This window comes from Rhodococcoides sp. S146-33 (assembly GCF_059489205.1).
Map to the genome: position 1 here is coordinate 39,374 of NZ_JCAJWY010000013.1, position 11,975 is coordinate 51,348.

Below are 11,975 nucleotides of genomic sequence, written 5' to 3' on the forward strand. Positions count from 1 at the left end.
CACGAACCCACGACGCAGACGATGAGCGAGCCGGCACGAGCCGATGAGGCACCGGTCGACAAGGCTCTGGCGTCGAGACTGGCCCAACTCGACCACGCCACCGAGGCGTTGGCCGGTGCACCCGAGTTCAGTAAGAACACCAAGGTGCGGCGGGTTCTCGACGCGCTGCATCGAGTTCTGTTGCAGCCCGGCGGGTGTCATGCGATTCGGGAGCGCGCCGCGACGCTGGAAACGGCCGGCTTGTTCGCCGGTACGGATTGGGCTCAGCCCGATATTCTCGTACCGGCGTTCGTGGGCCCGAGCCTGCGCAGTGGCAACGATGACACCTTCGTCCTCGAGGCGACCAGCGAACTTCGGATGGTCGCGATCGTCGCGGGCGAGTACGACCATGCGGCCGTCTCGGCCGAGGATGCGCGACGATTCCTGTCGCAGGTTCTCGCGGTCAATCTCGACGTTCTGTTCACGCCTCCGTCGGAGTCGGAGCGAGTTCGGTTGGGCCGTACCGCACACCTGATTCGCGATCTTTTCGGGTACGTGGCCGGGCAGATCGGCTACGACAGTGTGCTCGACGAGTTGGTCGAGGAGATCTGGCGAATTCTGCGACAGCGCCCGATCCAGGTGGACACGATCAAGGCGATGGTCACCCGCATCGCAATCTATCGTGACGACCCCACCGTCGACCTCGGCACGTCGGGCCAGGGACTGGATCGGTTGATCACAGCCTTGTTCGGCACCACCGATGCGTGCCGAGAGGATCCGGGCGTCGAGGTGTATCGGTCACGCCTCGAGGCGATGGACGTCGAGGCATTGCAGTTCGAGGCCCGCGGATTCGCGCGAGCGATGCACGACACCGGACTCGTCTCGCCGTACCACGCGACGTTGACGCAGTACCTCGTCGATCACTACTCGTACGTTCTCCCCGAAGCACTCGGTCTGTCCGATACCGGTCGTACGTGTCTGACGCGCTACCCGGAATTGGTCCATCGCCTCATCGAGGAGACGGTGTTCCCCGAAACCGCGCAGTGCCTCTACGGATTGGCGCTGCTGCTCGATCGCGGAATTCTGCATCAGCCGCCGATCGTGCCGTCGTTGTGGCGGCAGATGTCGCTGAAACTCGCACCGGCAGTGCAGGAGAAGCTGAACACCACGTTCGGTCCGGTACCGGCACCGCAGTCGCGCTTGCTGGGTGGATTGTTGTCGATGCTCGGGCAACCGCTCGGAGTCGGTCAGGGCGACAACCCGACGTGCCAGTCGGCGCGGGCGCTGTCGATGTGGGCGTACAACGATCCCGACTACCTGCTGCAGATGGTGGTGTGGGCGGCGCGTGATGAGGAGATCGTCATGCACTTCGAGGGCCAGTCGATCTCGTCGACCGACAGTGTCAGCGGCGTCGCCACGTCCGATCCGGTGGACCTCGACCCCGTGTCTCTGCTGCTGGTTCCGCATCTCGATCGCATCTACGCCGAGATGGTCAGGCGCTGCGCCGATCGCCCCGGCGATCCGCATCGTTGGGTCAACCCAGAGTTCCACGGGTGGTGGTCGGCACGCGAGTTCCACATCGACGTCGACGTGGCCACCGGAAATATCAGCGACCTGGACGCATTCCTACGGCAGTTCTACGCCGCGTACCACCCGGAGTACAACGGGCGTCAGCCGTTGATCCATCCGCAGCCTGCCGGTGTGGCCGTAACCGACAGTGCTGCACGGTATGTCGGATGGCACGCCATCACCATTCTGCGCGTGACCACCGACCCCGACGGCGTCATGCGGGTCTATTTCTTCAACCCGAACAACGACAGCGGGCAGGACTGGGGCGACGGCGTCGTCGTGGGAACGGCGGGCAACGGCGAACGCGCAGGCGAGGGTTCGCTGCCGTTCGACCAGTTCGCTTCACGCTTGTACATCTTCCACACCGATCCGCTGGAGAACGGGGAGCCGGAGAGAATCCCCGCCGAGGACATCGATCGGATACGCGGCTACATCGAACGAAGTTGGGGCGCAGAACGATCGGTGCCTCAGGCCTGAGCGGGGCCGTGGTGCGTCATCGAGATCCGCAAACGCGCGCGCGTTTGCCAGACGCGCGCTAAACAGGCCGCGAATCCGCGCGCACTTGACGAATGCGCGCGCGTTTGCGCCTCGTGGTCGCTCAGTCCTTCTTGTCGAGCGACTCCGGCTTGTGTACTGCATCCTTGCCGGACTTGTCGCTCTCGACCCGGTACTGAGGTTCGTCCTTCGAGGCCTTCACGGTTCTGCCTGCGGCTTCGGTCTCGGAGGTGATCTTCTCCACCACCGTTCCCTCGGTCTTGGTCCCGTGGGTCTGCCATTCGACCTTGTCACCCTTGTGCAAGTCGTCTTTCGCCATGTCGGTGTGGTCCCTTCGTCGATACTTGTCCATCGACGCGTACCCGCGAGAGTCCGGTACCAATCACCTTGTTCCCAGAGCCGGTGCCAGCGTGGTGAACCAGGCCTCGCGCAGCTGATCCTCGAACAGCGGCCACGTGTGTGCGCCCTCCTCGCGCATGGAGATCGTGGCCGGCACATCGGCTCTGCGCAACGCGTCGACGAAGATCGACGTGCAGTAGTTCACCATCGCCTCGACCGCCATCCCGCCGAACGGTGGAATCGCACCCTCGGGGATCCGGTCCACCGGTCCGGGAAGTCCGCGGGACGAGCTGACGTACACCGCTGTTCCGCGCAGTCGTTCGACGTTGAGCGACGGATCGTGGTCGCGCCAACCCTGACTTCCCGGCAACCCCCACATGTTGAACGGGTTGTTGAGGCCGCCGGCGATCATCGTCGAGATACCTGCGGTAGCAAGTGGATTCGATGGTGCCGGGCATCCACTGAACGACGCAGCGGCGTCGAACACATCCGGTGCCTGGATCGCCAGATCCAGTGCAGGCCCACCACTCATCGACAGTCCTGCCACTCCGTGCCGACCGTTGGATCCGTACGCGGCGTCGACGGCGGCAGGAAGCTCGCGAGTCAGGTAGGTCTGCCACATGTTCCTGCCCAGTACCGGATCGGTTGTCTGCCAATCGGTATAGAAGCTGAAGCGGCCGCCGATGGGCGCTACGACCGTGACGTTCTTGTCGAGAAAGAACTGTTCGACGCCGGAGTTGTTGAGCCACCCCACGCCGTCCTCGTTGCCGAGCGCACCGTTGAGCAGGATCAGGCTCGGTGCGGGTCCGCCCCCCGGCGAATGCAGAACCTCGTTGGAGATGACGCGATTCATGGACGGGGAGAACACGTTCAGCACTGCACGGGTTGCCGACACCTGATGGATCCCGACGGCTCCCGCGGCCGCGTCGGCCGATCCCGAGTTTCCCGGCAGGGCCTGGGCCGTTGTTCCGGACAGCAGCATCGCTCCCAGCACGGCAGCCGTCACGACCGCCCCGGATCGAGTTCGCTTCTTTCTCTTCAGTCCCACTGGCAACATCAGCACCATACGAGGGTCGCACGGATTCCACTTTCTACCGCTAACGATCAGATTACGAAACCGATCGGTTCGTACGCTTGCTCGAGGCCGTCACGGATTCCGAGCACGGATCCGAGCCGCCTGCAGCGTCAGATGGTGCCGCTCGGGAAGCGAGGAAGCCGACTGTGCCGCTCGGGCGTACAGCTCTGCGGCCTGCGTGAGGTCACCCGCCTTCTCGTGCAGATGCGCGGCCGCCGCAGTGTGCCTCGGGACCGTGGAATCGACCTCGGCCAAGGCCGCGAGCCCCGCGGCGGGGCCGTCGGCCTCCCCGACGGCCACCGCGCGATTGAGCTGCACGACGGGGCTGCCGGTGAGTGCGAGCAACTCGTCGTACCACTCGACTATCTGCACCCAGTCCGTCTCCTCGACTCGCATCGCGTCGGCGTGCAGGGCAGCGATCGCCGCCTGAGCCTGAAACTCTCCCAACCGATCGCGGGCCAGCGCCGCCTGAAGAATCTGCACGCCCTCCGCGATCAGGGCTGTGTCCCAACGGGATCGGTCCTGTTCGGCCAAAGGCACGAGCTGTCCGTCGGATCCGGTTCTTGCCGAACGGCGCGCGTGGTGCAGCACCATCAGCGCCACCAGACCCGCCGTCTCCTCGTCGTCGGACAGCGTCGACAGCTGCCGAGCCAACCGGATCGCCTCCGCCGCGAGGTCGACATCTCCGGTGTACCCCTCGTTGAACACGAGATACAGCACCCGCCGTACCGTGATCGGATCGCCCGGCGCATCGAAGCGCACATCACGCACCGCACGTTTTGCTCGGCTGATGCGCTGTGCCATGGTCTTTTCGGGCACCAAATACGCCTGCGCGATCTGCCGAGTGGTCAATCCACCGACGGCACGCAGGGTCAGTGCCACCGCTGCCGTCGGCGTCAGCGTCGGATGTGCACACAGGAAGAACAACTGCAGCGTGTCGTCGACGCCACCCACGAACTCCGGTTCCGGCTGCGCCGCCAGTCGATCCTCACGATCCCGACGCGCCTTCTCCGAGCGCTGTGCATCGAGAAATTTTCGCCAGGCCACGGTGACGAGCCACCCCTTCGGGTCGGCCGGCGCGTCAGCTGACCCGGTCGAGAGAGCCCACGTCGAGGTTGCCTGCACCAGGGCCTCCTGGACGGCGTCCTCGGCCGACGCGAAGTCCGCTCCGCGATGGACGAGGACGCCGATCACTGCGGGCGTCAGTGCCCGCAGCACTCCGGGATCCATGATGAACGTCAGTCGGCGATCGTGGGAGGAGCCTCCATGAACGGACGCAACTCGAGCCACTCGTCGATCGGCTTCCCACCGGCGCCGGGCGCTGCCGACAACTGCCCGGCCAGCTCGAGTGCACGATCGTAGGAGTCGACGTCGATCACCATCCACCCTGCGATGAGGTCCTTCGTCTCCGCGAACGGACCGTCGGTGACCGGAGGCTTTCCCTCCCCGTCCGAGCGCACCCACGTTCCCTCAGGGGCCAGAGCCTGCGCATCGACGAATTCGCCGGTCTTCTCCAACTCGGCGGCGAAGTCCTGCATGAACTGGATGTGGTCGCGCACCTCGGCCGGAGTCCACCGATCCATCGGGATCCAGTCGGCAGGCTCGGGGGCTCCGCGGTAGTGCTTGAGCATGAGGTACTTGGCCATGATGTCTCCTAGCGTCGGATGCAGCCATTCTTTCTGCATTCGACCCTGGGACGTAACCGGTCCGCAGAATTCGACATGTTCGCGAGAAAAAATTCTCAGCGCATCGTGCGGCCTGCCGAACCGAGCATCTGCGTCGCCTCGACCACTCTCGCCGCCATCGCCGTCTCGGCCGGTTTGCCCCACGATCGGGGGTCGTAGGCCTTCTTGTTGCCGTATTCGCCGTCGACCTTGAGGACCTGGTCGTACTTGCTCAACATGTGCCCCGCGATGGATCGGGTGAAGGCGTATTGGGTGTCGGTGTCGATGTTCATCTTGATCACTCCGCTTGCCACTGCGGAGGCGATATCTTCTGCGCTGGAGCCCGATCCACCGTGGAACACCAGATCGAACGGGTTCTCCTTACCGGTCTCGGCTCCGACGACGGACTGGATCTCGGCAAGAATCTCGGGCCGTAGGTGCACCGATTCCGGGTTGTAGACCCCGTGCACATTACCGAAGGTCAGGGCAGTCATGTAGCGACCTCGCTCCCCCGCGCCGAGCGCGGCGATCGTGGCCCGGGCATCGTCGACGGTCGAGTACAACTGTTCGTTGATCTCGTGTGAGACTCCGTCCTCCTCGCCGCCGATCACGCCCACCTCGATTTCGAGGATCGTGTTGGCCTGCACCGACAGATCGAGCAATTCCCGAGCGACACGCAGATTCTCGTCGAGCGGCACCGCCGAACCGTCCCACATGTGCGATTGGTACAGCGGGTCGAGTCCACGTCCACGGCGGTCGATCGCGTCGGCCAGCAGCGGCCGCACCCAGTCGTCCAGATTCTCGGCGGGGCAGTGATCGGTGTGCAGCGCCACCGAAATCGAATAGTGTTGTGCCACTTCGTGGGCGTACTGGGCGAGCGCCTTGGAACCGGCGAAGCGATTCTGTACGGCGTTGCCGGAGAGATACAGCGCGGTGCCGACGGAGACCTGGATGATGCCGTCGCTCTCGGCCTCGGCGAACCCCTGCAGCGCTGCGTTGAGCGTCTGCGAGCCGGTGACATTGATCGACGGGTATGCGAACCCGCCTTCCTTCGCACGGTCGAGCATGGCCGCGTACTGGTCCGGACTGGCAATGGGCATGAGCTGTCCTATCTTTCGGATGGGGCTGGTGTCGAACTGCAGCCACAGGAATTTCGGTGAGCGAAGGTGGTCGGTACACGGATGGATCGGGGCGCGTCGTCGCGACCCTCGATACGTCCGAGAAGTAGATCGGCCGCGGTTCTGCCGATCGTCTGCACATCCTGTGCCGCAGCCGTCAGGCGAGGCTCGAACAGATCCGACCACTCGAAATCGTCGTAACAGACGAACGCCAAGTCGGCCGGTATCGACATACCCAGTCCACGAACTGCTTTCAACGATCCGATGGTCATCGAGTTGTTCATCGACACCAGTGCCGATGGATGGTAAGGACTCGACATCAGCTCTCGCACAGCAGACTCGGCCACCTCCACGTTCGACCGACCGTCGAGAACCAAGGCAGGATCGAGTTCGATCCCTCGATCGGCGAGCGCGCGAGCATAACCATCGAATCGTTCTGTGGTCGAGGAGATTCCCTCGATTCCGCGGACGATGGCGATGCGCCGATGGCCCGCATCGAGAAGGTGGGCAGTGAGTTCGTAGGCCGATGCGTCGTTCTCCGGACCCACCTGATCGCAGGGAAGATCGAGCATGCGGTCGATCAGGACCAGCGGGGTGCCACTGCGCACAATCTCCGGAATGGCCGAAGACTCCGATCCGGCCGACGGCGCGAGAAGCATCCCGTCGACCTGACGGTCCAACAGTGAATCGGTCACTCTCCGCTCGGACACCGGCTCGTCGTGCGAATCACCGAGAATCAACACGTATCCGGCCTCCGACAGTCGTCGCTCGACAGCGTGCACCAGGCTGCCGAAATACGGGTTGGTCAACGCCGCTATCGAGAGACCTACCGTGTTGGTCCGTCCCGCGGCGAGCGAGCGGGCAACAACGTTGCGTCGGTACCCGATCTCGACAATTGCCGCGTCGACGCGCTGGCGGGTGGTCGGGTTGACGTTTCGGGTGCCGTTGAGGACGTGCGAGACCGTCGACACCGATACTCCGGCGATGCGGGCGACATCGTCCATCGTGGGCATGTCAGTCGGCCCGGTACTGGCGTGACTCGTGGCTCTGCCGAATCGTCACGTCAGGCGCAGGATTCGGTCGGCGCGGCCTGCGGTCGATCCGATCAGTTCGGCGTTGCGCTCGTCCGAGCCCAGTGCCCAGAACTCCGCGTCCTCGTGCGACTTGCCGTAAGCCTCGTGCCGGGCAACCAGGCGCTCGTGCCGAACCCGTGTGTGCGGAGCGAGAAACCAGACCTCGTCGATCATCGACCGTGCAGCAGGCCACGCGTCGGACTCCATCAGCAGATAGTTGCCCTCGGTGACCACCAACGGAACAGTCGACGGAACCGGGATCGCCGAACCGATGGACTCCTCGATCTCGCGCCTGAACCTCGGTGCGTAGACGATGGGATCACCGGGTTTCTGGTCGTGAATCGCCGCGATCAGTCGCGCGTATCCACCGTCGTCGAACGTATCGTGGGCACCCTTACGATCGAGCCGGCCCAGGTCGATCAACACCTCGTTGGCCAGGTGGAATCCGTCCATCGGAACCAGTACCGCCAGCTCCGGCCCGAGCGCATCGACGAGTTGCTGTGCCACCGTGGACTTTCCCGCTCCGGGCGCGCCGGTCAGGCCGAGTATGCGCCGTTCTCCGGCGACGGCGAGTTGCCCGGCCAGCTCCACGAGCTCGCCGAGGGTCGCTCTCTGTACATCCTGATCAGTGCTCACCGTTGTCGCTTCCGAGTCCGTGGGTAGTGAAGTGTGTCAGCGGAAAGTTCGTCGAGCCACGCCCTGGGCCCGATCATCGAGCAGCGCAGTGCCGCAACGCGAGCCGAACTGTCGATGCGTTCGGCCAGGGAGCACGACTGCGTCGAGTAGTAGGCATACGCGCCGTGGAACGCATCTCCGGCACCCACTGTATCGACCGCTGTCACCGGCTCCACATCGACCGAACCCGACGAACCGTCGGACCACCATTCGACGGGCTCACTGCCGTGAGTGGTGACGACCGTACGCACGCCCGCTCCGACGAGTTCCGCTGCAGTGCCGGCCGTGTCGGAGGTGCCAGGGGTGCGAAAGTCCGCCGAGCACACCATGTCTGTGACATGTGGAATCAGCTCGCTCATCACCGGCTTCCACCGACCGGCGTCGACGACCAAGGTGGTAACCCGCGCCGCCGCATGTTCGGCGGCGGCGCGGGCGATCAGGGGGTGATGTCCGTCGACGAGAACGACATCGGCACCGGCCACTACTGTCTCGAGATCCTGCGGCGGTGGAACTTCGGAATGCACGGCGTCCGCCGAGACGACCGACCGATCGCCGGTCGATTCGATCACCGTCACCGCCGAGACCGGCACCGACCTACTGGTACCGAGGGCCGCGTCGAGCACTCGGACGCCGTACGCAGCCAGATCGGCTTTGACCAGCTCGGCCACCGGCTCGTCGCCGAGTGCGGTGACGAGCACCGCCGAGCCGCCGAGCGCGGCGAAGGTGATGGCCGCGTTGGCGGCCGGACCTCCTGCCGCGACGAACTGCGCGCTCGACGTGATCTTTTCGTTCGGGGCCGGGGCGGACGACACTCGATGGATGATGTCGAGTGTCGTCAGTCCGACGAAGACTCCTACCGGAGCATCGTTTTCAGACTCCGGCGCGTTCATCGTCGGTCGGCTCCTCAGCACCGGTCATCAGTGCAACGACCTCGGACATGGTGCGGTTCTTCGGATCGACGACGCCCGCGCGCTTGCCGAGGCGGTGGATGTGAATCCGATCGGCCACCTCGAACACGTGCGGCATGTCGTGGCTGATGAGCACCACGGGTATGCCGCGGTCGCGAATGGTTCGTATCAGGTCGATCACCATGCCCGATTCGCGAACGCCGAGTGCGGCCGTCGGCTCGTCCATGATGATCACTCCGCGTCCGAATGCTGCTGCCCGCGCAACGGCCACGCCCTGACGCTGACCGCCAGAGAGCGTCTCGACAGCCTGGTTGACCGACTTGATACCTATCTTCAGGTCCTGCAGGTGCTTCGACGACTCCTCACGCATCCTCGGCATGTCCAGACGCCGAAAAATGCTGCCGCTGATGCCCTTACGCTTGATCTCGCGGCCCAGATAGACGTTCGACGCGATATCGAGTGCCGGGATGACGGCCAGGTCCTGGTAGACCGTCTCGATGCCGGCCGCTCGTGCGTCGCGCGTGTTCTTGAACGACACCGGCGAGCCGTTCATCAGAATCTCGCCCGAATCCGGAATGACCGCTCCGGCCAAAGCCTTGATGAGACTGGACTTTCCGGCACCGTTGTCGCCGATCACCGCCAGCACCTCACCGGCGCGCAGCTCGAAATCCGCACCGTTGATTGCCGTCACGCTGCCGTAGGTCTTGACCAGACCACGCGCTTCCAGAGCGAGGTTGGCACTCACTGTGACCTCCTACGTGCGAATTGATCGACGGCCACCGCAACGATGACAAGAATTCCGGTCGCGACGTTCTGGTACAGGCTGTCGACGCCGGCCTGGGTGAGCCCGTTGCGCAGCACACCGACGATCAGGGTTCCGATGAGAGTCCCGATCACGGTGCCTCGACCACCGAACAGGCTGGTTCCGCCGATCACGACCGCGGTGATCGTTTCGAGGTTCGCGTTCTGGTATGCGTTCGGGTCGGCGTTGGGGATCCGTCCGAGCGCTGCCCATGCCGCGATCGCTGCGATGACACCAGTGACGATGTACACCGAGAACAGCACCCGACCGGACTTGATGCCGGAGCGGTCCGAGGCCTGCGGACTGCCGCCGACCGCGTAAATATGTCTACCCCATGATGTTTGGGACAGGGCGTACCACATCACGGCGTACACCAGCAGCATCACCACCACGCCGTAGGTGGTGGAGAAGCTACCGATCTTGAACGAGGTGCCGAGCAGTGTCAGCGGTCCGCTCGGAACCTGATAGGTCTCGGATCCGGCCAGCAGCCTGGTGGCCGCTTGGATCGCCGTGAACGTGCCGAGCGTGACGATGAACGGCGGCAGCCTCAGCATCGTCACCAATCCGCCGTTGATGGCACCGAACGCAACGCACACGGCGAGCGTCGAACCCAACGCCACGACCGGGCCGTTCGCCCCGGCCGACTGTGCCATCACGATGGTGCCCATCACCGCGACCGCGCCGATGGACAGATCGATACCCGACGTGAGAATGATCAGAGTCTGGCCGACGGCGAGAATGCCGACGACCACCGACTGCTGCAGAATCAGAGAAACGTTCTGCGGGTTGAGGAACGAGCTCGAAATCGAGCTGAACACGATGATGGCAATGACGAGCGCGGCCAGTGGCCCGAGCAGCGGTTCACGCAGGATGGTCCCCACGTTGAACCGGCTCGGTGCCTTGGGAGGCGCAGCGGTATCGGTACTCACGAATCAAATCCCTGGGTTCGCCGGTAGTTCGCGATCAGCCCCAGCAATTCGCTTCGCCCCACGCGGTGTCCTGGGATTCGATGCCGGCTACCGGCTTGTCGGTGACGAGCTGCGAGCCGGTGTCGTTGAATCCGCTGGGCTTGGTGCCGTCCTGCGCGAACTTCACGACCGCGTCGACGCCCTGCTCGGCCATCTTCGCCGGGAACTGCAGCACCGTTGCGCCGATGATTCCGGACTTGACGTTCGCGATGCCCGTGCAGCTGCCGTCGATGGAGCCGATGGTGATCTGATCGGCGCGGCCTGCGGACTGAATCGCCTGGTAGGCACCCGCCGCGGCGGGCTCGTTGATCGTGTAGAGCGCGTTGACGCCCGGAGCGCGCTGCAGCAGGTTCTCCATGGCCGTCTGCGCCTTGGTCTGGTCTCCGTTGGTGTTCTCCTGGCCGACGATCTCCGACGAGCTGTCGGTCAGACCCATTCCTTCGAGGAAGCCGTCGTGACGGAATGTGTCCACGGTGCCGCCTGCGGTGCCGTCGAGCATGATGACCTGGGGCGCGGTGGTGCCCAGCGTGCCCTTGACCCACTCACCCTGGCTGACGCCTGCCGCCTTGTTGTCGGTCGCGAACGTCGCGTCCACCGCGTCCTCGGGGTCGGTAGCGGTGTCGAGGGCGATGACGACAACGCCGGCGTCACGTGCCTTCTTGATCGCGTCCAGCACACCGGTCGAGGAGTTCGGGGTGATCAGAATTCCCTTCACGCCCTGTCCCACCAGGTTCTCGATAGCTGCGACCTGTCCTTCGTTGTCACCGTCGAATGCTCCGGCGAGAGCCACCAGCTCGGCTCCGCTGGAATCCGCCTTCGCCTGTGCGGCCTCGCGCAGCTTCACGAAGTACGGGTTGGAATCCGTCTTGGTGATGAGTCCGACCTTGACGCTGTCCGAGTCCGAGCTGCTGCAGGCGGTCAGGCCCAAGACCAGCGAACCGGCCATGAGCGCGGTGCCGATCGTCAGCGCAGACTTCCGACGGTGATTGAACATGTGGACTCCCTTGTCCCCTAGCCACGCGGTCGCGTCGCTCGATTGCAGGAGCTTAAAGCGCATACAAGCGCTTGCGCATGCGCTTTCGCGAAAATAATTTCGATTTCTTTTCCGACCGACCGGCTGACCGGTTCGTGACGGGGGTCACGTGGGTTCGCGCGGCTCATTTCTCGCCGCCCAGCCCTCGCCTACCAACTCCCCGCCCCGACTCCCCGCCTCGGTCCTCGCAAACGCGCGCGCGTTTGCCATCCGCGCGCGAAGTTCGTTCTTTGCCAGGCTGATCGTGAGACAGTCGGCGTGAACGCGGGGAACGGAC

General features: G+C 64.4%; 12 protein-coding genes. 1 reads left to right on the forward strand and 11 read right to left on the reverse strand.

Annotation, left to right across the window (positions count from 1 at the left end; genetic code table 11):
* Positions 1–21: 21 nt before the first annotated feature.
* Entirely contained in the window at positions 22–2,025 is a 2,004-nt protein-coding gene (locus AC5WEY_RS25695) for a hypothetical protein (RefSeq protein WP_495648098.1), read from the forward strand.
* Between the two features lie 121 nt (positions 2,026–2,146).
* Here the strand turns inward: AC5WEY_RS25695 and AC5WEY_RS25700 are convergent, their stop codons facing one another.
* The 11 genes from AC5WEY_RS25700 to AC5WEY_RS25750 all read right to left on the reverse strand — a co-directional run bounded on the left by AC5WEY_RS25700 (position 2,147) and on the right by AC5WEY_RS25750 (position 11,659).
* Positions 2,147–2,362 carry a hypervirulence associated TUDOR domain-containing protein gene (locus tag AC5WEY_RS25700; protein WP_057476270.1) on the reverse strand — a complete coding sequence of 72 codons (216 nt, stop codon included), beginning with the start codon at positions 2,360–2,362 and terminating at the stop codon, positions 2,147–2,149.
* A 63-nt stretch (positions 2,363–2,425) separates the two neighbouring features.
* The gene (locus AC5WEY_RS25705) at positions 2,426–3,430 is read right to left on the reverse strand and encodes an alpha/beta hydrolase (protein WP_495648093.1); all 1,005 of its coding nucleotides are present in this window, start codon (positions 3,428–3,430) and stop codon (positions 2,426–2,428) included.
* A 99-nt stretch (positions 3,431–3,529) separates the two neighbouring features.
* Complete coding sequence (locus AC5WEY_RS25710; protein ID WP_057476269.1) at positions 3,530–4,687, reverse strand: RNA polymerase sigma factor; 1,158 nt, start codon at positions 4,685–4,687, stop codon at positions 3,530–3,532.
* Between the two features lie 8 nt (positions 4,688–4,695).
* Positions 4,696–5,103: a YciI family protein gene (locus AC5WEY_RS25715; RefSeq protein WP_057476392.1), complete on the reverse strand. Its 408-nt coding sequence runs from the start codon at positions 5,101–5,103 to the stop codon at positions 4,696–4,698.
* A 95-nt stretch (positions 5,104–5,198) separates the two neighbouring features.
* Positions 5,199–6,221: a class II fructose-bisphosphate aldolase gene (gene fbaA / locus AC5WEY_RS25720; RefSeq protein ID WP_495648094.1), complete on the reverse strand. Its 1,023-nt coding sequence runs from the start codon at positions 6,219–6,221 to the stop codon at positions 5,199–5,201.
* Between the two features lie 8 nt (positions 6,222–6,229).
* A complete protein-coding gene (locus AC5WEY_RS25725; protein WP_057476267.1) occupies positions 6,230–7,252 on the reverse strand; it encodes a LacI family DNA-binding transcriptional regulator in 1,023 nt (340 codons plus the stop codon).
* 45 nt (positions 7,253–7,297) lie between these two features.
* The gene (locus AC5WEY_RS25730; protein WP_057476266.1) at positions 7,298–7,948 is read right to left on the reverse strand and encodes a nucleoside/nucleotide kinase family protein; all 651 of its coding nucleotides are present in this window, start codon (positions 7,946–7,948) and stop codon (positions 7,298–7,300) included.
* The gene (locus AC5WEY_RS25735) at positions 7,945–8,877 is read right to left on the reverse strand and encodes a PfkB family carbohydrate kinase (RefSeq protein WP_495648095.1); all 933 of its coding nucleotides are present in this window, start codon (positions 8,875–8,877) and stop codon (positions 7,945–7,947) included. Before AC5WEY_RS25735 ends, AC5WEY_RS25730 begins: the two co-directional genes overlap by 4 nt.
* Entirely contained in the window at positions 8,858–9,640 is a 783-nt protein-coding gene (locus tag AC5WEY_RS25740; RefSeq protein ID WP_057476264.1) for an ATP-binding cassette domain-containing protein, read from the reverse strand. The genes AC5WEY_RS25735 and AC5WEY_RS25740 overlap by 20 nt, the downstream gene beginning before the upstream one ends.
* Positions 9,637–10,626, reverse strand: a complete 990-nt coding sequence (locus AC5WEY_RS25745) for an ABC transporter permease (RefSeq protein WP_032376276.1) — start codon at positions 10,624–10,626, stop codon at positions 9,637–9,639. Before AC5WEY_RS25745 ends, AC5WEY_RS25740 begins: the two co-directional genes overlap by 4 nt.
* Before the next feature lie 34 nt (positions 10,627–10,660).
* A complete protein-coding gene (locus tag AC5WEY_RS25750) occupies positions 10,661–11,659 on the reverse strand; it encodes a substrate-binding domain-containing protein (protein ID WP_495648096.1) in 999 nt (332 codons plus the stop codon).
* Between the last annotated feature and the right edge of the window lie 316 nt (positions 11,660–11,975).

Bases quoted from the DNA above. Each gene is read 5' to 3' on its own strand.
- AC5WEY_RS25750 (WP_495648096.1), bottom strand. From the start codon at position 11,659: ATGTTCAATCACCGTCGGAAGTCTGCGCTGACGATCGGCACCGCGCTC.
- AC5WEY_RS25695 (WP_495648098.1), top strand. From the start codon at position 22: ATGAGCGAGCCGGCACGAGCCGATGAGGCACCGGTCGACAAGGCTCTG.
- AC5WEY_RS25725 (WP_057476267.1), bottom strand. From the start codon at position 7,252: ATGCCCACGATGGACGATGTCGCCCGCATCGCCGGAGTATCGGTGTCG.
- AC5WEY_RS25700 (WP_057476270.1), bottom strand. From the start codon at position 2,362: ATGGCGAAAGACGACTTGCACAAGGGTGACAAGGTCGAATGGCAGACC.
- AC5WEY_RS25715 (WP_057476392.1), bottom strand. From the start codon at position 5,103: ATGGCCAAGTACCTCATGCTCAAGCACTACCGCGGAGCCCCCGAGCCT.
- AC5WEY_RS25735 (WP_495648095.1), bottom strand. From the start codon at position 8,877: ATGAACGCGCCGGAGTCTGAAAACGATGCTCCGGTAGGAGTCTTCGTC.
- AC5WEY_RS25710 (WP_057476269.1), bottom strand. From the start codon at position 4,687: ATGGATCCCGGAGTGCTGCGGGCACTGACGCCCGCAGTGATCGGCGTC.
- fbaA (WP_495648094.1), bottom strand. From the start codon at position 6,221: ATGCCCATTGCCAGTCCGGACCAGTACGCGGCCATGCTCGACCGTGCG.